Genomic DNA, 24,470 nt, shown 5'->3' with positions numbered 1-24,470 from the left:
TGAAATGGCATTCTATTTTAAAATGACGTATAATTAGTTTTGTAAACGTTATTATGAAAAGAATTTCAAGGAGGACATTATGGCTAATCTATTAAACGTATTAGAAGACAAATTAGCAGGGAAAAATGTAAATATTGTATTACCTGAAGGGGAAGATGAACGTGTGTTAACTGCAGCAACGCAATTACAAGCGACTGATTATGTAACACCAATCGTTTTAGGTAATAAAGATAAGATTCAATCTTTAGCAAATGACAAAGGATTAGACCTTGCCAATATAGAAGTCATCGATCCTTCAACAAGTGAATTGAAATCAGAGTTGGTAGACGCATTTGTTGAACGTCGTAACGGTAAAGCGACAAAAGAGCAAGCTGAAGAATTATTAGACAATGTTAATTACTTTGGAACTATGCTTGTATATACTGGTAAAGCTGCAGGATTAGTAAGTGGTGCAGCACATTCTACTGGAGATACAGTACGTCCAGCATTACAAGTTATCAAGACTAAACCAGGTGTTTCTAAAACATCAGGGATTTTCTTTATGATGAAAGGTGAAGAACAATATATCTTTGGTGATTGTGCAATTAATCCAGAATTAGATGCACAAGGTTTAGCTGAAATTGCAGTAGAAAGTGCAAAATCTGCACAAAGTTTCGGCATGGAACCCAAAGTTGCTATGTTAAGTTTTTCAACTAAAGGTTCTGCTAAATCAGACGATGTGACTAAGGTTCAAGATGCATTGAAATTAGCACAAGATAAAGTAGCTGAAGAACAATTAGATAATGTTGTTATTGACGGTGAATTCCAATTTGATGCGGCAATTGTACCAAGTGTAGCTGAGAAAAAAGCACCAGGTGCAAAAATTCAAGGCGATGCAAATGTATTTATTTTCCCAAGTTTAGAAGCGGGTAATATTGGCTATAAAATTGCACAAAGATTAGGCGGCTATGACGCTGTTGGTCCGGTTCTTCAAGGACTTAATTCTCCTGTAAATGATTTATCCCGTGGATGCTCTATCGAAGATGTCTATAATTTATCAATTATTACTGCTGCACAGTCATTACAATAATGGATTTAGGTAACAAATATTTTAATGATATTGAATGGCGCTATGTAGATCATTCTAGTGGCTTAGAACCTATGCAATCATTTGCTTTTGATGATACGTTTTGCGAAAGTGTAGGCAAAGATATGTCACCTAATGTAGTGAGAACATGGGTTCACCAACATACAGTGATTCTAGGCATTCATGATTCACGATTACCATTTTTAAAGGATGGTATTGCCTTTTTAACAGATGAAAAAGGTTATAATGCAATCGTCCGTAATTCGGGAGGTCTAGGGGTTGTCTTAGACCAAGGTGTACTCAATATTTCATTGATGTTCAAAGGACAGACAGAGACAACAATAGATGAGGCATTTACAGTCATGTACTTATTGATTGCTAAAATGTTTGAAGATGAAGATGTGGACATCGATACACATGAAATTGAACGTTCATACTGCCCTGGTAAATTCGATTTAAGTATTGATGGTAAGAAATTTGCCGGTATTTCTCAACGACGCGTGCGTGGCGGAATTGCTGTACAGGTATATCTGTGTGTAGAAGGCTCTGGTTCTGAACGTGCTTTAATGATGAAAGATTTTTATGAGCACGCACTTAAAGGTGAAACAACAAAATTCACTTACCCAGACATTGAACCCAATTGTATGGCTTCACTTGAGACGCTACTAAATCGAAAAATTACAGTACAAGATGTCATGTTTTTACTATTGTATGCTATCAAAGATTTAGGTGGACGCTTAAATATGGACCCGATCACTGATGAAGAATGGCAACGCTATGAAGGTTATTTCGATAAGATGATTGATCGTAATGCGAAAATGATTACAAAAATGAATGAAAAGTAGTATAAATTAGATATTAAGGACAACAAAATAGTAATAACCGTCTTATTCAGACATCTTTTGTCATCATAACTATGTGCTTTAGACTAACGACTCAGTCTTAGCTTATGATGCATTTTGAATAAGACGGTTTTTTACGCGTTAATTATTCACGAAACCTAAATTTTATGTATTAAACTTGCTATATTATATATAAATCTGTGTATTCCAAGAAATATTTGTAGTATTATAGTTGAGGTGGAAAAATTTAAGAATAAATAGCAAACGGTTTATATATTATTTGAAAAATGTTTACAAAATCTTATTTAAAGGTAAATATATGCATGATTTTGAACAAAATTATAAAATAATGCGTTGGCTATTAATGATAATCTTAATAGTACTAATAAAAGAACGGGCATTAATATTACGAAACAGATTAGTGAAGGTATATTAAAAGGTGATAATAACATGACGAAAAAAGGATACGGGGAGTCTACCGGTAAAATTATTTTGATAGGTGAACACGCAGTAACTTTTGGTCAACCTGCTATAGCTATTCCATTTAATTCCGGTAAGATTAAGGTTTTAATTGAAAGTCTTGAAAAAGGGAATTATTCAGCTATCGAAAGTGATGTTTATGATGGACTATTGTATGATGCACCAGAGCATTTAAAGTCTATGGTAACGCGCTTTATTGAGAATACAGGTGTAGAAGAGCCATTATTAGTTAAAATACAAACGAATTTGCCGCCTTCTAGAGGCTTAGGCTCAAGTGCTGCTATAGCAGTAGCATTTACGAGAGCGAGTTATGATTTCTTAGGCAAATCGTTAAGTGACGCAGAATTAATTGAAGAGGCCAATTGGGCTGAGAAAATTGCTCATGGTAAACCAAGTGGTATTGATACACAAACTATTGTCTCTAGCAAACCTGTTTGGTTCCAAAAAGGACATGCAGAAACGTTAAAAACATTACAATTAAATGGTTATATGGTTGTCATTGATACAGGTGTAAAAGGTTCTACAAAACAAGCAGTCGAAGACGTTCACCAATTATGCGAATCACCAGAATATATGAAACATATTGAACATATTGGGAATTTAGTATATCAAGCAAGCCAGGCAATAGAACATCACGATTTTAATCAGATTGCCCGTATTTTCAATGAATGCCAGCAAGATTTAAGAAATTTAACAGTGAGTCATGATAAAATAGAAGAGTTGTTAGAAATCGGTAAAGCACACGGTGCCATTGCAGGTAAATTAACTGGTGGAGGCCGAGGTGGCAGTATGTTATTACTTACTGAAGATTTAAAAACAGCTAAAAACATTGTAGCTGCAGTTGAAAAGGCTGGGGCAGCACACACATGGATTGAGAATTTAGGAGGTTAACCCATTGGCAAAGAGTGGTAAAGCACGCGCACATACAAATATCGCATTGATTAAATATTGGGGTAAAGCTGATGAAAAATTGATAATACCTATGAACAACAGTTTATCAGTATCATTAGATAAGTTTTATACGGAGACGGAAGTCACATTCGATAGCGATTACCCTGCTGATCAATTGATTTTAAATGGTAAAGTAGCCAATGAGAAAGAAACTAAAAAGATTCAATCATATATGGATATTGTTAGAGAAATCGCAGGTACAGATTTACATGCACGAATTGATAGCCAAAACTTTGTACCAACAGCAGCTGGTCTAGCGTCATCTGCAAGTGCTTATGCAGCATTAGCGACTGCATGTAATGAAGCGTTACAACTTAATCTATCAGATAAAGATTTATCACGTTTAGCACGACGTGGTTCTGGCTCAGCTTCACGCAGTATTTTTGGTGGATTTGCGGAATGGGAAAAAGGTCATGATGATGAAACATCTTATGCACATCCTATAGATGCAGATCACTGGGAAGATGAACTTTCAATGATATTTGTGGTCATTAATAATCAATCGAAAAAAGTATCAAGTCGATCTGGGATGTCATTGACACGTGATACGTCACGTTTTTATCAATATTGGTTAGATCATGTCGATGAAGACATTAAAGAGGCTAAACAAGCAATTGAAGCTAAAGACTTTCAACAATTAGGTGAAGTGATAGAGGCCAATGGTCTACGTATGCATGCAACGAACCTAGGTTCTCAACCACCGTTTACATATTTGGTTCAAGAAAGTTATGATGCGATGGCTATCGTTCATGAATGTCGTGAGATGGTAGTGCCTTGCTATTTCACTATGGATGCAGGCCCTAATGTAAAAGTCCTTGTTGAAAAGAAAAATAAACAATTAGTCATCAATCAATTTTTAAAACATTTTGAAGCATCACAAATTATTGCGAGTGATATTATCGCTACAGGCGTTGAAATAATTAAGTAAGGAAATGATAGAATGATTCAGGTCAAAGCACCCGGTAAACTTTATATAGCTGGTGAATATGCAGTTACAGAACCAGGGTATAAGTCTGTCTTAATTGCACTAAACCGCTTTGTTACAGCTACTATTGAACCTTCTACACAAGTTGAAGGTACGATACACTCAAAGACATTACATCATGAACCGGTCACTTTTTATAGAGATGAGGACAGTATTGTCATTTCTGATCCTCAAGCAGCCAAACAACTTAACTATGTAGTTACAGCAATAGAGGTATTTGAACAATATGCTAAAAGTTGTGACATTCCGTTAAAACACTTTCATTTGACGATAGACAGTAACTTAGATGATGCGAATGGTAACAAATACGGACTTGGATCGAGTGCAGCAGTATTAGTTTCAGTAGTTAAAGTATTGAATGAATTTTATGAACTAGAACTATCCAATCTTTATATTTATAAATTAGCTGTTATTTCTAATATGAAATTACAAAGTTTAAGTTCTTGTGGCGATATCGCAGTAAGTGTTTATAGTGGTTGGCTAGCGTATAGTACATTTGATCATGATTGGGTGAAACAACAAATAGAAACGACATCGGTCAATACAGTTTTAGAGAAAAACTGGCCTGGGTTGCATATCGAGCCGTTGCAAGCACCAGAAAACATGGAAGTTCTGATTGGATGGACGGGATCACCTGCATCGTCTCCGCATTTAGTAAGCGAAGTTAAACGACTCAAATCCGATCCGGCTTTTTATGGTGAGTTCTTAGATCATTCACATCAATGTGTCGAATATTTAATTCATGCATTTAAGACGAATAACATTAAAGGCGTTCAAAAAATGATTCGTCAAAATCGTGCTATTATTCGTAAGATGGATGATCAAGCATCAGTTGATATTGAAACAGATAAATTAAAATCATTATGTGATATTGCAGAAAAGCACGGTGGTGCTGCTAAAACCTCAGGTGCTGGTGGTGGCGATTGCGGTATAACGATTATTCATCAAAATGTAAATAAGCAAAAGATTTACGATGAATGGGTAAAGAATGATATCAAACCATTACAATTTAAAATCTATCACGGACAATAATCAAACAACCTTAACAATGATTACTAATGATCATCTATCTTATCGTTCAGATGGTCATTGAGCTTTTCATTTAAAAAAGGTTGTTTTTTTATGTTCTAATATCGTGTTGAATAAAATTGACCTTGAATTTTTAAATAAAAAGAGTAAAATAATTAGAGTTGATAATTAATAGAAACGATTGGTACAAAAGTGATAGAAGAACGTTGAACACTAGCTCATGTGTTCTTAATAAGGAACATAATAGTAATGTGTATACATAAGAAATACTAATATTTAATGAAAAATTAGTATTTTAAAAGCCATTATTGGCCGAACATAATGAGATAATCAGGCTAGGACATAAATATTATTTCTGTCCCTCTCCCAGACAAAATAATTGGACGTTAAATAGTAGTGTAGGAATAAAGCAAATGAGCAGAAAGGTGGGAAGCAATATGAAGAATAAATTTTTAATATGTGATGAATGTCAGGCTGTAAATATTAAAACATTAAAAAAGAAATTAGAGAAACTTGATCCTGAAGCAGAAATAGAAATTGGTTGTCAGTCATATTGTGGTCCTGGTAGACGAAAAACCTTTGCATTTGTGAATAATCGTCCACTTGCCGCTTTGACTGAAGAAGAATTAATGGAAAAGGTTACGAAACAACTTAAAAAACCTAGAGATCCTGAAGAAGAAGAGCGACTAAGAAAGCGAAATGAAGAACGTAAACGTCGTAAAGAAGAACAAGATCGTAAATTAAAAGAAAAGCTAGCTAAGAAAAAAGCAATTAAATAATATAAAATGAATGAAGAGGTCGGGACAAAATCTTGTTTTTGGAATACCCTTAAAGGGGGTTCAAATGAACAAAACGTTTGTCAGATCTCTTTTTTGTTTGTGAAATAAAAGCGATTTCCTTATGAATGATTAGATTTAATTTAGGGTAAATATTAAATATATAATCACTAAAGGAGAGATGTCTAGTATGGCTAAAGAAGTCACTTTAGGTAAATCAGATGTTAAAGTTTTCCCTATTGCATTAGGTACAAATGCAGTTGGTGGGCACAACTTATATCCAAATTTAGATGAAGAACAAGGTAAAGAAGTGGTAAGAAAAGCAATTGATCATGGTATTACTTTACTTGATACAGCCTATATATATGGGCCAGAACGTTCTGAAGAATTAGTTGGAGAAGTAGTCAAAGAATATCCAAGAGAACAGGTTAAAATTGCTACAAAAGGATCTCATTATTTCGATGAAGAAGATAATGTACAACAAAATAATGACCCTGAATTTATTAAGCAACAAGTTGAAAACAGTTTAAAGCGTCTACAAACTGACTATATTGACTTGTATTATATTCATTTCCCAGATGATAATACGCCAAAAGACAAAGCTGTCGCTGCTTTACAAGAGTTGAAAGAAGAAGGGAAAATCAAAGCTATTGGTGTATCTAACTTTACATTAGACCAATTGAAAGAGGCCAATAAAGATGGTTATGTAGATGTTGTACAATTAGAATACAATTTATTGCATAGAGAAAATGAAGATGTAATGCAATATGCAGCAGAAAATCAAATTACATTTGTACCATACTTCCCATTAGCATCTGGTATTCTTGCAGGTAAATATGATGAAGATACAACATTTGATGATCACCGTGCGACTAGAAGAGACTTTAAACCAGAAGTGTTTAAAGATAACGTCCGTCGCGTTAATCAACTTAAAGATATCGCTGAAACACATCAAACTTCTATTGCTAATATTGTTTTAGCATTTTATTTAACTCGTCCTGCATTAGACGTTGTTATCCCTGGAGCTAAACGTGCAGAACAAGTGATAGAAAATATTGATGCAGCTAATGTCGAATTATCTCAAGATGAAATTAATCAAATTGATGCATTATTCCCGATTAATAAATAATATTGAAAGTCATGAAATCATTTGAGTCACTAACTTTTTTAGAATATGCCCGTAAAGGAACTAGCACATAGTTTTTTACGGGTATTTTTTTAATGGAAAAATTATCTTTGGATAATAACAGTATTTTGCTCAATACATACATAAAACTTTTATAAACGGGTAAGGAAAGATATTGAATAAATGAAAGCGTTTCAAACTGAAATGATATAGGAGGAATAATGAATGATTACGGTATTATTTGGTGGTAGTCGTCCAGAAGGCAATACTGCACAACTCACAAAATATGTTCTAGAAAATGTTGAACACCAGTGGTTAGATCTTACTAAATATCAATTGAATCCAGTAAGAGATGTGCGTCATGATAATAAAAATATTGAGACATATTCTGATGACTACGAACAACTCATACAAACTGTATTAGATAGCGATGTCGTTATCTTTGCGTCACCGGTTTATTGGTACAGTGTATCAGCTTCAATGAAAGCTTTTATTGATCATTGGTCTGAATCGATGGTAGATCCAAGATATTCAGATTTTAAAGAAGTGATGTCTAAAAAAGAATTTAGATTAATTTTAGTGGGTGGCGATTGTCCGAAAGTTAAAGCCAAGCCATGTATTGCTCAAATGAAATATACATTAGAATTTATTGGTGGCGAATTAGCAGGCTATATTGTTGGCACGGCCGAAAGACCTGGAGACATTATGAAAGACACCTACGCTTTAGAAAGAGCTAAAGAATGGAATAACAAATTTAGTCAAAGCAATTCTTAAGATTGTTTAAATAGGTAATGACTTAATACACCCCCTTTACTATAACTTAATGTATCGGGGGGTCTTAATATTTTATGAGTCGTTTCAACAGTAGAGGCATCATTAAAAAAACGATTTATAAAAATGATAGATGTTTTCATAAATACTTTTAAAAAATATATAAGTACAAAACGTTTAATTCACTCTATTAAATGAATAGGATATATATGTGATATAATACATTTATTAATAACTTGGAATTGTTAGGGGAGACATACATGTATAGAGTTAGAGAAGCAACAAGTGCCGATGCGGTAGCAATTAGAGATGTCGCAACAAAGGCTTGGTACAATACGTATTTAAATATTTATGCTGCAAGTACGATCAATGAATTATTAGCAGCTTCATATAATGAAGAACATTTGAAGAAACGCATGCAAGAACAACTATTTTTAGTTGCCGAAGAAGATGAAGAAATTGTTGGCTTTGCCAATTTTATTTATGGAGAAGAATTATATTTATCAGCACATTATGTACATCCTGAATCACAACATAAAGGATATGGGACACATTTATTAGAAAAAGGGTTAGAGGCATTTAAAGGAAAATATGATACGGTTTATTTAGAAGTAGATAATCAAAATAATGAAGGCATTCACTTCTATAATGAACAAGGATTTGAAACGGTTCGCTCATATCAACCTGAAATGTATGGCGAAGTTATGAATTTGGCTTTAATGAAAAAGACGTTCTAAGACATTTGTCATAAATATATATCAAAGACAGAGACATTGATGAAAGTCTCACATAAAAAGGAGGTATTACATGACACAATCATCGTATACAACGAGTAAATTAGCAGAGGAAAAGGTATTTAAAGATCCTATACATAGGTATATCCACGTTAAAGACCAGTTGATTTGGGATTTAGTTAAGACAAAAGAATTTCAACGATTACGTAGAATTAAGCAACTTGGCACATTATATCTTTCCTTTCATACAGCTGAACATAGTCGTTTTGGTCACTCTTTAGGCGTTTATGAAATTGTTCGCCGCATGATAGATGAAACGTTTGAAGGTCGTGACGCGTGGGATAACAATGATCGTCCTCTTGCTTTATGTGCTGCATTGTTACATGATTTGGGTCATGGACCTTTTTCTCATAGCTTTGAAAAGATTTTCAATACCGATCACGAAGCATTTACTCAGGCAATTATCACCGGGGATACTGAAGTAAATGAAGTGCTAAGTCGTGTGTCAGATACATTTCCTCAAGAAGTGGCAGATGTGATTAATAAAACACATCACAATAAACTAGTTATTTCTATGATATCATCTCAAATTGATGCTGATAGAATGGACTATTTACAACGAGATGCGTATTTTACAGGCGTGTCTTATGGTGCGTTTGATATGGAACGTATATTACGATTAATGCGCCCATCAAAAGACGAAGTGTTAATAAAAGAAAGCGGCATGCATGCCGTTGAAAATTTTATCATGAGTCGTTATCAAATGTATTGGCAAATTTATTTCCATCCAGTTAGTCGTGGTGGAGAAGTATTGCTTAATAATTGTTTAAAAAGAGCAAAGCAATTATATAATGAAGGTTATCAATTTAAAAAGTCACCTGAAGATTTTATTCCATTCTTTGAAGGTACAATGACGATTCAACAATATGTAGATTTAGACGAAGCGGTTGTCTTATATTATTTGAAAAAGTGGATTGATGAAGATGACGAGATTTTAAGTGATTTATCACGTCGTTTTATTAATCGTGATTTATTTAAATATATTCCATTTGATGGTTCAATTATTACCATTTCTGAACTTCAAGAACTATTTGAATCGGGTGGCATTAATCCAGATTATTATTTTGTAAGCGAATCATTTTCAGACTTGCCTTATGATTATGATAGACCGGGTTCCAATCGTAAACCGATTCATTTATTGAGACGAGATGGTACGATAAGAGAAATAAGTAATCAATCACTAGTGATAAATAGTATTACAGGTATTAATAGAGAAGACTATAAATTGTACTATCCAAAAGAATTAGTTTTAAATATTGAAGATGACATGATTAAAGGCTCTATTATTAATCTATTAAATGAATTAAATTAATGATTTGATAGAATGTGATCGCTCATTTAATATAGTAATCAGTTGAAAATTGTATGAGGAGGTACCGATGGTGACTGAGAAAAAAGGATTTAATTTTAACATCATAAAAAATGACCCATTAGATGGCCATAAAGGTACAAATATCGGTTCAATCAGTCTAGATAATATTGCGCCTGTCTTTATAGATGTTGAAAATCAAGAAGCCTTTGTTGATATTGGTGGTATGCATGCCCGTGCTAAAGTTGAAAAAGGTGTAAAATGGATAACAGATAAATCAGAAGTAGAAGGCGAAGAAGCTAAAGAATACTGGCTATGTTGGGTTACAACTGAAAGAGGCGAAAATGGCCCTTACTATGCAGGTGTAACAGCATGTTACTTATTAGTAAACAAAAGTATAAGACGTGGTTATAAGAGCATGCCAGAACACGTTAATATGATGGATAAATCAATGAAACATCAAATTATTATAGACCATATTGGTGAAGACAATAAAAAAGTATTAAAAACATTTTTACAAAATCATAATGAAGAAATGTGGAATAACTCTACCGAAGCATTGTTTAAGGCATTGGGATAAACCCAATTGTAAATGTAAATGAATTTTATCTAAACAATTAGAGCTTTAACTTAGTATTAATTTGATATTATAGGTTACTTTTCCTTATAAAAAATATAGGAAGAAGTAACCTTATTTTTATAAGGGTATTAATATTTAAAGTATTATTTTTGAAATATATTAATAAAATGTTTGAAAGTATTAACAAATTCATCAAAAAAATGTATATTTAAATTAAATAAAAAAATAAGGAGGTATTATATGTCTGAACAACAAAAAGATAACAATGCGTTAGTTTTTATAATCCTTGGATGGGTCTTTTCTGGGTTATCACTAATTATACTGCCAATTATATTTGGTCCAGCAGGTGTTGTTTTTGGTGCTTTAACAATTAGTAAAGGTAAAAAAGTACATGGTATAGTTATTATCATTGCTGCAATTGTTTTTGCATTAATTGGATTTACATTAGGCTATATTATTGCTTCGCAAGCAGGTCTTTAAATTTTATAAATAATTACATAAAACTATAAATAAGCTACTCATTTCTATATAGAAATGAGTAGCCAGTTTTTTAAAGTAATCATTATCGATATACAATCAAAAAGAGAATAGGGGATGGGTTTATGCAATTCAAATTAAAAGAAGAGGAACTGATTGATTTTTTAGAGTTGAAATTTCCGGAACATAGCTTTGTTAAAGGTAGGCTTTTAGTGGGGCAGCATAAGCAAGAAGATTTGCATGTCTATTATTTAGGGGAAGAAACGTTGGCGTGTTTAACCATTGCATTTAAAACATTTGAAATTAAAGATGCTGATATTTTAGATTATGAGCCATTAAAAGAAATTCGTCTTAAAGATGGTTTGCTGTTTAGAAAAATGCAAATCATTACTGACGGTGGCATATTAAAATATGGTACATCTAAAGCGTTGTTAACTGACTTCCAAAATGACAATTACAATCAATTTATTGGTGGTAATAAGGAAAAAGTGATCTATAAAGACGGCGCCTTTCAATAATTAATAAGCGTGGATAAATCGTGTTTACTCATAGTTGTGATAATGATAATATAAAAAAAGAAATAAATATCATTATAGAATATGAGGTAAAAAAATGAATAAATTAATATTCATGACAGCATTGATTTTTGGCAGCGTATATTTCTATAAGTATCAACTTGAAAAACGCAAATATCAAAACCATATTGTTGACATAGAATCATTAGAAGATGTTATTGAGGCTAGATAGGATAAAATGAGTGGATAAGCTATTTTTGGCTTATCCACTCATTTTATATTTATTAATAAATTCAATTGTCCAATACTACAAGCAATAGGGCAATTATGCTATAATATCATGTATTATTGTGTAGGATAAGGGAGTAGTAAATTGGAAAATAATGTTAAAATCCAAACGAAACAGATAATTAAACAAAATGGCGAAAAAGAGAAGTTTGATTTTACTACTGAAGGATCATGGCACAAACGTCAATCTCACATCATTAGATATACTGAACATATAGATGATGCCAACGTGAACGTAACCATTAAAATAGAAGAAGATGGCGTGAAATTGATTCGAAAAGGCGATATTAATATGAACTTTCATTTTGTAGAAGGTGCTGAAACAACTACATTTTATGATATACCTGCAGGCCGTATTCCGTTAAATGTTAAAACGTTAAGTATTCTACATTTTGTTACCCCAGATGGTGGTAAACTGAAAGTACATTACGAATTATTTCAAAATGAAGAGAAAATGGGTTCATACCAATACGAAATAAATTACAAGGAGTTAGGCTAATGAACATAATAGAACAAGTCAAACAGACGCTAGTTGAAGAAATTGAAGCAAGTATTAAAAAAGCTAAATTAGCAAATGACATTCCAGAAATTAAAATAGAGATTCCTAAAGATGTAAAAAATGGCGACTATTCAACGAATATTGCAATGGTACTTACTAAAATAGCTAAACGTAATCCACGTGAGATTGCACAAGCTATCGTGGATCATTTAGATGCTAGTAAAGCGCATGTTAAAAAGGTTGATATCGCTGGACCAGGATTTATCAATTTTTATTTAGATAACCAATATTTAACAGATATTATTCCAGAGGCTATTCAAAAAGGCGATCAGTTCGGTAAAGCAGAAGAATCTAAAAATAAAAATATTTTACTTGAATATGTATCAGCTAATCCAACAGGAGACTTGCACATTGGTCATGCACGTAATGCGGCAGTTGGTGATACATTAGCTAACATTTTAATAGCAGCAGGTTATCATGTGACACGTGAATATTATATTAATGATGCTGGTAACCAAATTTCAAATCTTGCACGTTCAATTGAAACACGTTTCTTTGAAGCATTAGGTGATGACAGTCATGAAATGCCAGAAGATGGCTATAATGGTAAAGATATCGTTGAAATCGGTAAAGATTTAGCGGACAAACATCCGGAAATTAAAGACTATAGTGATGATGAACGTCTGAAGACATTTAGACAGCTTGGTGTAGATTATGAAATGTCTAAATTGAAGAAAGATTTATCAGACTTCAATACGCATTTTGATAATTGGTTTAGTGAAACGTCTCTATATGAAAAAGGCGAAATTAAAGAAGTGTTAGCTAAAATGAATGAATTAGGTTACACATATGAAGCGGATGGTGCAACTTGGTTGCGTACATCAGATTTTAAAGATGACAAAGACAGAGTACTAATCAAAAAAGATGGCAATTACACTTATTTCTTACCAGACATCGCTTATCATTTTGATAAAGTACAACGTGGTAATGATATTTTAATCGATTTAATGGGTGCTGACCATCACGGTTATATCAACCGTTTGAAAGCGTCACTTGAAACATTTGGTGTAGATAGTGATCGTTTAGAAATTCAAATTATGCAAATGGTACGTCTAATGCAAAATGGCGAAGAAGTAAAAATGAGTAAACGTACAGGTAATGCCATTACATTACGTGAAATTATGGATGAAGTCGGTGTCGATGCGGCACGTTATTTCTTAACAATGCGTAGTCCTGATACACACTTTGATTTTGATATGGAATTAGCGAAAGAACAATCGCAAGATAACCCAGTTTATTATGCACAATATGGTCATGCACGTATTTGTTCTATCTTAAAACAAGCTAAAGAACAAGGTATAGACATTAGTACGGACGTTGATTTTTCAAAAATCACTAATGAAAAAGCAATTGAATTATTGAAAAAAGTGGCAGAGTTTGAACCAACAATTGAAAGTGCAGCAGACTCAAGAGCACCACATCGTATGACAAATTATATTCAAGATTTAGCGTCACACTTCCATAAATTCTATAATGCTGAAAAAGTATTAACAGATGATATTGAAAAAACAAAAGCTCACATTGCGCTTGTAGAAGCAGTAAGAATTACTTTAAACAATGCATTAGCATTAGTTGGCGTATCTGCTCCAGAGTCAATGTAATTTAAAATGTGATTAAACCCTTATAGCTACTACAGTTATAAGGGTGTTTTTATGACTATGTAAATGGGGGATATTTTGTTACAAACAGAAGAATTATATAACATTTTATATCAAAACATGGGACCCCAACATTGGTGGCCTGCAGACAGTAATATTGAAATGATGTTAGGAGCAATCCTTGTTCAAAATACCAATTGGAGAAATGCTGATTTAGCTTTACAATCATTAAAAGAAGCAACGGATTTTAACCCAAAATATATATTAAATATGCCATTAGAAAACTTACAAATGGTGATTAAATCAAGTGGTTTCTATAAAAATAAGGCTAAAGCGATTCTTGCATTATTCTCATGGTTAGATCAACATCATTTTGATTATGACCGTATTGTTACACAATATAGGGATGATCTTAGAAAAGAATTATTAAGTATACGAGGCATTGGTAGTGAAACAGCGGATGTATTGATCGTGTATATTTTTGGTGGGGTAGAGTTTATCCCAGATAGTTACACGAGACGATTATATGCCAAACTCGGTTATGCGAATACGGATAGTTACGATAAATTTAAAAAAGAAATACAATTACCTTCAACATTTACCAATCAAGATGCGAATGAATTCCACGCATTGTTAGATAACTTCGGTAAAAATTACTTTAATATTAAGAATGGTACACATTATACATTTTTAGATACTTATTTTGAATCATCTGTAAATGATTAGACGACCAAAATGTATTGGTTCTTTTAAAGTAAATTTGTTTTTTAATTAATTGAAAAATTCTAGTCATATTGAATGATAATTGATAAATTATATAATAGATATTGAAATAAATTTTTGTGAAAGGGGTAGAAAATGTTAAGGTCTTATAAAGCGTTTTGGCAAAATGCATTGATATTAGAAGGTAGGACACGAAGAAAAGATTTTTGGTGGCCGGTTTTAATTAACATGATTTGTTTATTAATGATTGCGATTATTGCATCGTTAATATTAGTACCACTTCAACATGGGAAAATCATTTATGACATAGTCTTTTATATCGTGTATCTCATTTTTACAGTACCGATGTTTACAATTTCGGTAAGACGATTTCATGATATTGGAAAAGGTAAAACGATACCCGTCATCTATTTAGTATTAACCCTTTTAAATCCGATAAATCAAATGGCAAATGACTATGGATGGTTTTCTCAACTAGAGCATTTAAATATTGTTGTCATCATTGTATTAGCAATTATGGCAATTATATTTGCCATTGGAAGTATTGTTATTTCAATTATGGCATTAGTGTATTGTATTCAAGACAGTGAAAAAGGTACGAACCAATATGGACCAAATCCTAAAGAACACATGTATGAAGCATAAAAGATATCAAATGAACTTCAATCTACTGCATTACAAGTTTGTCTACTTGTAGTGCAGTTTTTTATTTTGTATGGCTTAATTTCTCATATGGGTTAAATTGACATGATATATGGGAATAGATATCATAAATGAATTGATATATGAAAAGTTACAAATACAAAGGGGTTGTCTGAATGCCGAGTAAACAACGTGATTTTACACATGGCAATATATTCAAAGGTTTGGTTTTGTTCTCAGGTCCCATCATGTTAACCAATCTACTTCAAACCTCGTTTCAAATTATAGATAGTTTATGGGTTGGGAATTTATTAGGGGCTCACGCGCTAGGCGCTGTGGCGATTTCTACTACTATTTTAATAACGATACTTTCATTTATTTTAGGTTTAAATAATGCAGTTTTAACGATATTATCTCAATATTACGGTAAAAAGGATTATAGGGGGCTTAAGCAATATTTAAATGCATTTGTTGTTGTAATGACGTCGATGGCATTGATATTTGGTGTGATTGGATTCATATTTTCAAAACACTTACTATTATTAATCGGTACGCCAGCTACTTTATTAGGACAAGCAACGACATATTTACAAATTAGTTTTTTAGGTATTTTATTCTTATTTGGTTATAACTTTGTAAATACGGTATCTCGCGCACTTGGAGATAGTAAGACACCCATGCGTATTGTATTTTTAGCAGTAGTACTTAATGCTATTTTAGCGCCATTATTTATTGGTGTTTTTCAATTAGGTATGGTTGGTGCCGCATTATCGACAGTCGTATCACAAGGCCTAGCTTTTCTGTATAGTTTATATCATTCACTTAAGCATCAACTTATTCCTTTTACAGTCCCTAAACTGCCTCAAAAAGATGAAGTCATCTTAATTTTGAAATTAGGTATACCCGCAGGCTTACAGATGGCAGTCATTCAAGGTGGCAATGCTGCTATACTTAGTGTGGTTACCCAATTTGGTGGTGATACAGTAGCAGGATTTAGTGCTTCTCAAAGGTTAGACAGTTTAATTATGTTACCGGCAATGGCACTTGGAACTGCAGTGAATAGTATGGCAGGTCAGAATATAGGTGTCGGTAATTGGAAGAGAGTTCGTCAAATAGCTAAAGTATCAGCATTATATAATTTTGCTATTATGATTAGCATTGCTTTAGTTGTAATGGTAGTAGCTGAATTTGCTATTAAATTCTTTATTCAGGATCAACAAGCTGTTGATTTCGGTAGTCACTATTTACGTATTGTAGCGCTTTGTTATCCATTTTTAGGATTGAATTTTGTATTAAATGGTATCGTAAGGGCATCTGGAGCAATGTACCAAGTGTTAGTGTTAAATATTATTTCATTTTGGATACTACGTTTTCCATTAACAGAGGTATTCTCAAAAATGTTTGGTCAAACAGGTATTGGTATGGGCATGGGTATAGGTTTTATCATAAGTAGTTTATTTGCATTTGCCTATTATCAATTTGGGAAATGGGACCAAAAAATTATACTTGAAGATCATGATTAGAAAAGGTTAAAAAATAACATTAAAATATCAATTAGCATACTTGGAATATCCTATTACTATAAAGCATAGTGATGGGATATTTTTATTAAAAAATTTAAAATGATTAAAAAGCTAATGAAAAATATGTGGAATTTGATATGATAAAATGAAGTAATATACATATTAAAATAAAAATGAATGGAATGAGTAAACATGAAACGTAATTTCTGGTTAATTATTATATCATTAGTAATCATTCTTGCAGGATGCAGCCAAAATGATCAGCATCAATCAGACAAAGGTTCTAAAAATCAATCTAATACAGGTAAAACGCCGTATCACCGCATTGTTTCATTGATGCCAAGTAATACTGAAATTTTATATGAACTTGGACTTGGAAATCGTATTGTGGGTGTGTCTACCGTCGATGACTATCCTAAAAGTGTTAAAAAAGGGAAAAAGCAATTTGATGCGATGAATTTGAATAAAGAAGCCTTGTTAAAGGCAAAACCTGATTTAATATTAGCACACGAATCTCAAAAATCATCTTCGGGCAAGGTTTTAGATGCTTTGAAAAAAGAGGGTGTTAAAGTCGTTTACGTTAAAGATGCACAATCACTGAAAGAAACATATGAAACGTTTAAATCAATTGGGAAGTTAACCCATCGTGAAAAGCAAGCCAATCAATTAGTAAAAGAAACTAAAGATAATGTCGACAAAGTGGTTCAATCAATTCCGAAACATCATAAGCAACCAAAAGTATTTATGGAAGTATCATCTCAACCAGAAATATACACTGCCGGTAAACATACATTCTTTGATGATATGTTAAAACAATTAGATGCTAAAAATAGCTTTGAAGATATTGATGGTTGGAAATCAGTCAGTAAAGAAAGCATCGTCAAACACAATCCAGATATTTTGATATCTACGGAAGGAAAGTCACAGGCTGAATATGAAAAAATCATTGCAAAACGTGGTGGTTTTGATAAAACGAATGCTGTGAAACATCATCGTATTACAACAGTTAATGGTGATGAAATATCACGTCCTGGACCAAGAATAGACGATGGTTTAAAAGAACTAAGAGATGCTATTTATAAAAAATAATGATTTCTAAAAGTACTAGTACACATGATGCAGATCTAAAATGAACGATGTCAGTTAGCTATGTCAATGTGAGACTAGTACTTTTTTGATTTAAAGTTTGTTATGATGGGCACAATAACGAAAAAGTAATTAGAAAAGAGCGTATTATGAAAAAGATAAAGGTTATTTTAATTTGGACATTGATTTTAATTGGCACCATATTAATGAGTTTAATGTGGCAAATTGGTGATCTGTCTGATCCATTTAACCAAACGATTTTATTGAAAGTAAGACTATCTAGGGTGTTAGAAGCATTGCTTACCGGAGCGACATTAACATTGGCTGGGCAAATGTTTCAGACGGTACTCAATAATCCACTTGCAGATAGTTTTACATTGGGTTTAGCCAGTGGTGCTACGTTTGGCTCAGGATTAGCCTTATTTTTAGGGTTGAGTTTTTTATGGATCCCATTCTTTTCTATAGGGTTTAGCCTCATAACGCTAATTATTGTATTAAGTCTAACAATGACGTTATCTACAGGTTATCCTGTCCGTGTATTGATTCTACTTGGGTTAATGATAGGGGCATTATTTAATGCTTTATTATATATATTGATATTGATAAAACCGCAGAAGTTAAATACAGTGGCGAATTATTTATTTGGCGGCTTTGCTTCTGCAGAAATTGAAAATGATATCATCATAGCCATTGTATTGGCATTGTCAGTTATGGGGCTAGGATTATTATTACGTCCAATTAAATTATTGCAACTAGGAGAGTTGAAAGGTCAATCGTTAGGTTTAAATGTACAACGTATGACCTTTATGGTACTTACCATAGCCTCTGTTGTCACAGCTGTTGTAGTCGCTTATGTAGGCATTATTGGCTTCATTGGCATGATTGTGCCTCAATTGATTCGACGTTATTATTGGCGTTTTGAGCTCGGAATGCAAATGGTTTTAAATATCATCATTGGTGCAATAGTGATGGCGTTAGCTGATTTTATAGGTAGTATTTTGATACATCCAATACAAGTGCCGGCTAGTATTATTATGGCGTTATTAGGTATTCCGGTATTATGTTATATTTTATTATCGCAATCTAAAGTATTACGCTAATGTCATTCATTTGCTAAAATAAGAATTAATAAACGATGAAGAGGTTAAAAAGATGGATTTGAGTCATATAAAAGCAATTGTATTCGATTTAGAAGGCACATTGCTAGATAGAGTAAAATCACGTGAGAAATTTATTGAAGAACAATATGAAAGATTTCATGATTATTTTGTACATGTACAATTAGCTGATTTTAAGAATAAGTTCATTGAGTTAGATGATGATGAAGACAATGACAAGCCAGATTTATATAAAGCTATTATTAAACAATTTCATATCGATCGTTTAACCTGGAAAGACCTATTTAATGATTTTGAGATGCATTTTTATCGTTATGTATTTCCATATTATGACACGTTATATACACTAGAACGATTATCTAAAGCAGATTATCTTATTGGGGTCATTGCAAATGGTAAATCTAAAATTAAACAATTTAGACTACACTCATTAGGTATCATGCATGTCATTAATTATTTATCGACATCTGAAACTGTAGGGTTTCGTAAACCACACCCAAAGATATTTGAGGATATGATTGATCAATTAGATGTCAAAGCAGATGAAATTATGTATGTTGGAGACGATGCTTTAAACGATGTTGCACCAGCACGTGCAATGGGAATGGTAAGTGTTTGGTTCAAACAAGAAGATGCAGAAATAGAACCGCTTGAAGAGGAAGTTGATTTTACCATTACCACGATTGAAGAATTACTGGATATTTTGCCGAAGAATTTTAATTTAGAAGGAGAACGATCTAATGGATTTATTTACTAGAAATGATGGTACAACACTACATTACAATACATTAGGTGAAGGATACCCAGTTGTGTTGATTCACACTGCTTACGATAATTATACGGTATTTAATGACGTAGCTAAAAAGTTAGCGAAGTCATTCCAAGTGGTACTGATTGATTTAAGAGGTCATGGGTATTCTGACAAACCGAGACATATCGCATTCCAAGAATTTGCGGATGATATTATCGCATTACTAGACTTTATATATATCGATCAAGCCGCTTTTATTGGACACGAAATGGCTGCCATGATTATTGCAGATTTATCAGTAAGATATCCTGGCTATGTATCTTCATTAACATTTGTTAATCCAACGTCAGTTGAAGGAGAGCTACCAGAAGAGCGTTTGTTTAGAAAATATGCCCATACCATTCGTAACTGGGATGATGAAAAGCAATCGAAATTCTTAAATGATAAAAAATATTACAAACCACGTAAAATGAACAAGTTTTTAAAACATGTCGAAGACACAAATTCAATTTCAACTAAAGAAGAAATTCAAGCAATAGAAGATGTATTTAAATCAACAGGTATTTCCGATGTTTTTTTCAAAAGTAGCGGCGCCTACATTAATTATTGCAGGAGAATACGGCGAAAGAACGACAACACTTGAAGCTAAAGAAGTTGTAGATTTAATCGAACATGGTGACTTTTTAGTATATAATACTTCAAGTTTATATCCATTTGTAGAAGAAGAACAACGATTTATTGAGGATGTAACGCAATTTATTACTGACCATTGCCCAATTAGAAAAAATCATAATTAATGATTGAGGTTTGATAGATAACTACGACTTAAGTATTAAAATTTGTAACATTTTTGTAATGATGTTGTCATATTAGTAATATTTGTAGTATACTGTGATTAAGCACAAGAAAGAGATATTGATATAAAGGAGAGAGTGCTTATGAAAAAGTTAATGGCATCATTACTTGTTTCAGGTCTAGTTGTCACAGGAGTAAACGTTAATCACGTTGAAGCAGCAACTGGTAATTCAATTCAAACAGTTCAACAAATCACACAAGGTGATCAATCATTAGAAAATGTAAAATTAGGCGAATCAATGCAAAGCGTCTTAGGTAAATATAGCAATCCTATTTATTCTTATAATGAAAATGGTTCAGAACATTACTATGAATTTAGAACAAATAAAGGTGTATTATTAGTAACAGCAGATGGGAAAAAAGATAGAGGTCATGTGACACGTGTATCTATGACTTATAATAAAGCTAATGGGCCAACATATAATGCAGTTAAACGTAGTGTAAGTCCAAATGCTTCAAGTCGTGTCCACTATAATCATGTCACTGGTAATTTTGGATATATCAAAGATAAAAATGCTAGCTATCAATTTAGTTCAAATTCACCTAAAGATAAAAATGTTAAACTTTATAGAGTAGATTTAGGTAAATAATAAGTCATCAATCATTTTTAAATATGAATAGCCGACAAACTGATGTTGAGTTACTTTTTTAAGTCTCTCAAAATGTTTGTCGGTTATTTTGTGTGTAAATGATTGATTTCAAGATTAAATCATTTTATAGGATAAAGGTTCTTTTTTTGATATAAAATAAAATGAAGGTTAAAGAAATAGCAATTCAATTATGTTACAATGCTATATTGATAGAAAGAAAAAGTAATTATGATGGATTTCGAAAGTAAAATACGGATAGAAAATGAACGCCGTAGTTGAAGTTAAGATAACAAAGCATCTAGAAAGCGTAATTAAAGGAGCTTAACATGAGGACAAATGATAAAGTACTACTCGAAAATATTAATGACTACTTTAGTCATAAGGGAATGTCGCCAAACCTTATAGATGATATTAAAGAAAAGTTTCGTATAGATATTCAAAAGTCTGAAGCAAAAGATCAAGATTACATAGAGTATAGAGAAAAATCGCCAGCACAAATTATTTTAATCATACAGCGTAATCTATTTGCACTCGAACTAAATCCTATCATCTTTTTTATTATTAATTTTATATTGATTTCATATTTATATGACAAGCAATATGTGCAATTTCAAGCGATTACAGGTATTAGTTTGTTTTACTGCATAGTGATTTTTCCAATATCCATTTTGATTTATCATCGAATCAATAAAAAGAATTATTTGTATAGTAACCGATACGAAATGATAGGCGGTTTTGTTATCGCCGCAATAGCGTTGATACTTATTATTATGCAAGGATTCCATTTCAATTGGTCGATTATACCAATATCCATGTATGGTCATCAATTTGTTTTCTTTGTCGGTATTATTTTATGTATTGCAGGAATCTATTTAAAAAAATTAGAGTTTACTGGATTAGGATTGTTAGTTTGTCAAAAAACGATTGATGCAATGGTATCCAATCCAGATATCGCTCAAATATTCTCATTAGTTATTTGGATTTTATTAGTGATATTAATTATTTACTGTACGATTAAATTATCAGAGAGAACAAAAAGTTAATAAAGCGGGGTGAAGGTCTTCATTTGTTTTCAAATGGAGACTTTTTATATTGTAAAATCATTCTCTTTCTTTAGAAATTAGAAATTTCAGAGTTACACCCTAAGAAGTTCTAAGCAATTTCTTGCAATAAGGTAGGAACGCCTGAGCTGAAGCTCATGACACACAGTAGATGACTGATATCAATGGACGTTACACTAATTGATATCTAGTCATCCTTGCGGGGGTAACACTAAGAATTTAGAAATTTCAGAGTTACACCCTAAGAAGTTCTAAGCAATTTCTTGCAATAAGGTAGGAACGCCTGAGCTGAAGCTCATGACACGCAGTAGATGACTGATATCAATGGACGTTACACTAATTGATATCTAGTCATCCTTGCGGGGGTAACACTAAGAAATTAGAAATTTCAGAGTTACGCCCTAAGAAGTTCTAAGCAATTTCTTGCAATAAGGTAGGAACGCCTGAGCTGAAGCTCATGCATAAGAAGTACTAAGCAATTTCTTGCTAAGAACTTCTAAATATTGGCGTAAAGTTATTTTCAAGTGGGTATAGTACATACTAAAGGGAGGTGCCACTATGGACAAAATTCTATTAGGCAATGGTATTGAAATTGCTTATCGTGATGTAGGGCAAGGCATTCCCATCGTATTAATTCATGGATTAGATGGCAACTTAGCAGCATTTAAACAATTATCACAACAGTTAAGTGATCGCTATAGAGTCATAACTTATGATGTACGTGGTCATGGGAAATCATCGAGATGTGAGGCTTTTGATTTAGAAGATCATATCGAAGATTTATATATATTAATGGAGAGATTAAATATAAGTTCTGCACATATTTTAGGACATGATATGGGTGGATTAATCGGTAAAAGATTTACTGAAAAATATCCATTTAAGACCATTTCATTAACTGCAGTCGCTTCAAAAAGAGAGGATATTACCCACGGATTCACTAAATTAATGGTAGAACACCAAGATTTAGTTGCAGGATTTAATAAATCCGAGGCAGTTCTATTACTATTTCCTATTTTATTTAAAGAACAAGATAATACTATGAAATGGTTTCAAGATCAAAGAATGTATTATAGGCAAACATCAGAGGAAAGTGCTATTGCTATAAGAGCACTAATCTCTTATAATGCACAGGAACAAGAAGAACGTCCTTTAGTCAATGTACCAACATTAATCATTAATGGATTTTATGATCCTCTGATTAAGGATAAAAATAATTATTGTGTAGACGATCATTTTGAAAATATTACTAAAATGGTATTTAATGACTCAGGTCATGCACCACATATCGAAGAACCAGAAAAATTTGTAAAAGTATATACGGACTTTATTAGTTCAATTGAACATTGGATTGAAAGATAACGACTTATTCAAAAAAGGGATTTTATCACACGTGCAAATGGCACGAGGATGAAATCCCTTTTAATTTCAGACACGTTATATTTTTTTCAAATCTAGTCATCATTAAAAAATACCTATCTTTTAAAAGATAGGTATGAGATGGGTAGATATTTACATTCAAATCTATTAAGTTGTTAGCTTAACTGTTTATATCTATCTATCTCGTTTAAAATATCCTCACTTACTTTAAAGCTTATACTTCGTTTTCGTCGTTAGCTTCAGTGATTCGTTTGTTAACACGTTTTAATAATTCATCGATTTTTTTACGTTGTTTAGTATTAACTAAAATTAATACTGTTCTTTCGTCATGTTCATTACGTTTTTTATCGAAATAATCTTCTTGTGATAAGTTTTTAACAGCTTTTACAACTTGTGGTTGTTTGTAGTTTAAGTGGTTGATAATATCTTTAAGATAGTATTCCTCTTCTTTGTGTTCACTAATATAAGTTAAAACTGCGAATTCCTCAAAACTAATTGAGAATTCTTTTTTAATAATACTTTTTAATTTGTCAGCATAAGTGACCATTGCTAGTAATTCGAAGCAATCATTTATTTTTGAAATAGCCATTACTGA

Annotated in this window: 25 protein-coding genes and 1 pseudogene; 25 read left to right on the top strand and 1 reads right to left on the bottom strand. The window is 32.4% G+C overall.

From position 1 onward, the window contains the following. Positions 1-79 precede the first annotated feature (79 nt). From pta to P7F85_RS10575, 25 genes and pseudogenes are all read left to right on the top strand, one after another. Positions 80-1,069 (top strand): phosphate acetyltransferase, encoded by a 990-nt coding sequence (gene pta, locus P7F85_RS10695; protein ID WP_002465891.1) that lies wholly within the window; start codon positions 80-82, stop codon positions 1,067-1,069. Beyond that, positions 1,069-1,911, top strand: a complete 843-nt coding sequence (locus P7F85_RS10690) for a lipoate--protein ligase family protein (RefSeq protein WP_002465912.1) — start codon at positions 1,069-1,071, stop codon at positions 1,909-1,911. The genes pta and P7F85_RS10690 overlap by 1 nt, the downstream gene beginning before the upstream one ends. Before the next feature lie 447 nt (positions 1,912-2,358). After that, entirely contained in the window at positions 2,359-3,279 is a 921-nt protein-coding gene (gene mvk / locus P7F85_RS10685; RefSeq protein WP_002465887.1) for a mevalonate kinase, read from the top strand. Positions 3,280-3,283: 4 nt separating this feature from the next. Continuing rightward, on the top strand, positions 3,284-4,267 hold the full coding sequence (gene mvaD / locus P7F85_RS10680; protein ID WP_046464282.1) for a diphosphomevalonate decarboxylase: 984 nt from the start codon (positions 3,284-3,286) through the stop codon (positions 4,265-4,267). Between the two features lie 12 nt (positions 4,268-4,279). Then, positions 4,280-5,356: a phosphomevalonate kinase gene (locus P7F85_RS10675; protein ID WP_002465903.1), complete on the top strand. Its 1,077-nt coding sequence runs from the start codon at positions 4,280-4,282 to the stop codon at positions 5,354-5,356. 434 nt (positions 5,357-5,790) lie between these two features. Continuing rightward, positions 5,791-6,132 (top strand): DUF1450 domain-containing protein, encoded by a 342-nt coding sequence (locus tag P7F85_RS10670; RefSeq protein ID WP_002465900.1) that lies wholly within the window; start codon positions 5,791-5,793, stop codon positions 6,130-6,132. 187 nt (positions 6,133-6,319) lie between these two features. After that, entirely contained in the window at positions 6,320-7,258 is a 939-nt protein-coding gene (locus P7F85_RS10665) for an aldo/keto reductase (protein ID WP_002465883.1), read from the top strand. 222 nt (positions 7,259-7,480) lie between these two features. Beyond that, entirely contained in the window at positions 7,481-8,029 is a 549-nt protein-coding gene (locus tag P7F85_RS10660) for a flavodoxin family protein (RefSeq protein WP_002465852.1), read from the top strand. Positions 8,030-8,286: 257 nt separating this feature from the next. After that, positions 8,287-8,763 (top strand): GNAT family N-acetyltransferase, encoded by a 477-nt coding sequence (locus P7F85_RS10655; RefSeq protein ID WP_015365332.1) that lies wholly within the window; start codon positions 8,287-8,289, stop codon positions 8,761-8,763. 70 nt (positions 8,764-8,833) lie between these two features. Continuing rightward, positions 8,834-10,132 (top strand): HD domain-containing protein, encoded by a 1,299-nt coding sequence (locus tag P7F85_RS10650; RefSeq protein WP_002465861.1) that lies wholly within the window; start codon positions 8,834-8,836, stop codon positions 10,130-10,132. A 67-nt stretch (positions 10,133-10,199) separates the two neighbouring features. Next, positions 10,200-10,709, top strand: a complete 510-nt coding sequence (locus tag P7F85_RS10645; protein ID WP_002465872.1) for a YwhD family protein — start codon at positions 10,200-10,202, stop codon at positions 10,707-10,709. Between the two features lie 240 nt (positions 10,710-10,949). Further along, the gene (locus P7F85_RS10640) at positions 10,950-11,189 is read left to right on the top strand and encodes a hypothetical protein (protein ID WP_002465897.1); all 240 of its coding nucleotides are present in this window, start codon (positions 10,950-10,952) and stop codon (positions 11,187-11,189) included. 122 nt (positions 11,190-11,311) lie between these two features. Continuing rightward, entirely contained in the window at positions 11,312-11,704 is a 393-nt protein-coding gene (locus tag P7F85_RS10635; protein ID WP_002465907.1) for a hypothetical protein, read from the top strand. Positions 11,705-12,074: 370 nt separating this feature from the next. After that, entirely contained in the window at positions 12,075-12,488 is a 414-nt protein-coding gene (locus P7F85_RS10630; protein ID WP_002451067.1) for a DUF1934 domain-containing protein, read from the top strand. Further along, the gene (gene argS, locus P7F85_RS10625) at positions 12,488-14,149 is read left to right on the top strand and encodes an arginine--tRNA ligase (protein ID WP_002465906.1); all 1,662 of its coding nucleotides are present in this window, start codon (positions 12,488-12,490) and stop codon (positions 14,147-14,149) included. The genes P7F85_RS10630 and argS overlap by 1 nt, the downstream gene beginning before the upstream one ends. A 75-nt stretch (positions 14,150-14,224) precedes the next feature. After that, a complete protein-coding gene (locus tag P7F85_RS10620) occupies positions 14,225-14,872 on the top strand; it encodes an endonuclease III domain-containing protein (protein ID WP_002465896.1) in 648 nt (215 codons plus the stop codon). Positions 14,873-15,004: 132 nt separating this feature from the next. Next, entirely contained in the window at positions 15,005-15,514 is a 510-nt protein-coding gene (locus P7F85_RS10615; protein WP_002465867.1) for a DUF805 domain-containing protein, read from the top strand. A 173-nt stretch (positions 15,515-15,687) separates the two neighbouring features. Then, positions 15,688-17,034 carry an MATE family efflux transporter gene (locus P7F85_RS10610; RefSeq protein WP_002465856.1) on the top strand — a complete coding sequence of 449 codons (1,347 nt, stop codon included), beginning with the start codon at positions 15,688-15,690 and terminating at the stop codon, positions 17,032-17,034. A gap of 192 nt (positions 17,035-17,226) precedes the next feature. Further along, complete coding sequence (locus P7F85_RS10605) at positions 17,227-18,123, top strand: ABC transporter substrate-binding protein (RefSeq protein ID WP_002465864.1); 897 nt, start codon at positions 17,227-17,229, stop codon at positions 18,121-18,123. 146 nt (positions 18,124-18,269) lie between these two features. Then, positions 18,270-19,220, top strand: coding sequence for a FecCD family ABC transporter permease (locus P7F85_RS10600; RefSeq protein ID WP_002465860.1), 951 nt, complete (start codon positions 18,270-18,272; stop codon positions 19,218-19,220). Between the two features lie 52 nt (positions 19,221-19,272). Continuing rightward, entirely contained in the window at positions 19,273-19,995 is a 723-nt protein-coding gene (locus P7F85_RS10595; protein ID WP_002451060.1) for an HAD family hydrolase, read from the top strand. Continuing rightward, a pseudogene (locus P7F85_RS10590) lies at positions 19,979-20,786 on the top strand (alpha/beta fold hydrolase). The gene P7F85_RS10595 and the pseudogene P7F85_RS10590 overlap by 17 nt, the downstream one beginning before the upstream one ends. Positions 20,787-20,927: 141 nt before the next feature. Beyond that, positions 20,928-21,434 (top strand): SA0570 family protein, encoded by a 507-nt coding sequence (locus P7F85_RS10585; protein ID WP_002465910.1) that lies wholly within the window; start codon positions 20,928-20,930, stop codon positions 21,432-21,434. A 326-nt stretch (positions 21,435-21,760) separates the two neighbouring features. Then, positions 21,761-22,477, top strand: coding sequence for a hypothetical protein (locus tag P7F85_RS10580; protein WP_002465850.1), 717 nt, complete (start codon positions 21,761-21,763; stop codon positions 22,475-22,477). A 576-nt stretch (positions 22,478-23,053) separates the two neighbouring features. Then, positions 23,054-23,857 (top strand): alpha/beta fold hydrolase, encoded by an 804-nt coding sequence (locus P7F85_RS10575; RefSeq protein WP_002465857.1) that lies wholly within the window; start codon positions 23,054-23,056, stop codon positions 23,855-23,857. Between the two features lie 232 nt (positions 23,858-24,089). On the opposite strand, the gene sarA is transcribed toward P7F85_RS10575, so the two are convergent. Beyond that, the gene (gene sarA / locus P7F85_RS10570) at positions 24,090-24,464 is read right to left on the bottom strand and encodes a global transcriptional regulator SarA (RefSeq protein WP_002451055.1); all 375 of its coding nucleotides are present in this window, start codon (positions 24,462-24,464) and stop codon (positions 24,090-24,092) included. Positions 24,465-24,470 lie beyond the last annotated feature (6 nt).

The organism is Staphylococcus sp. aM (assembly GCF_052975125.1).
Note: the sequence above shows the minus strand (reverse complement) of the source record. Positions and strands in the feature narration are given on the sequence as shown.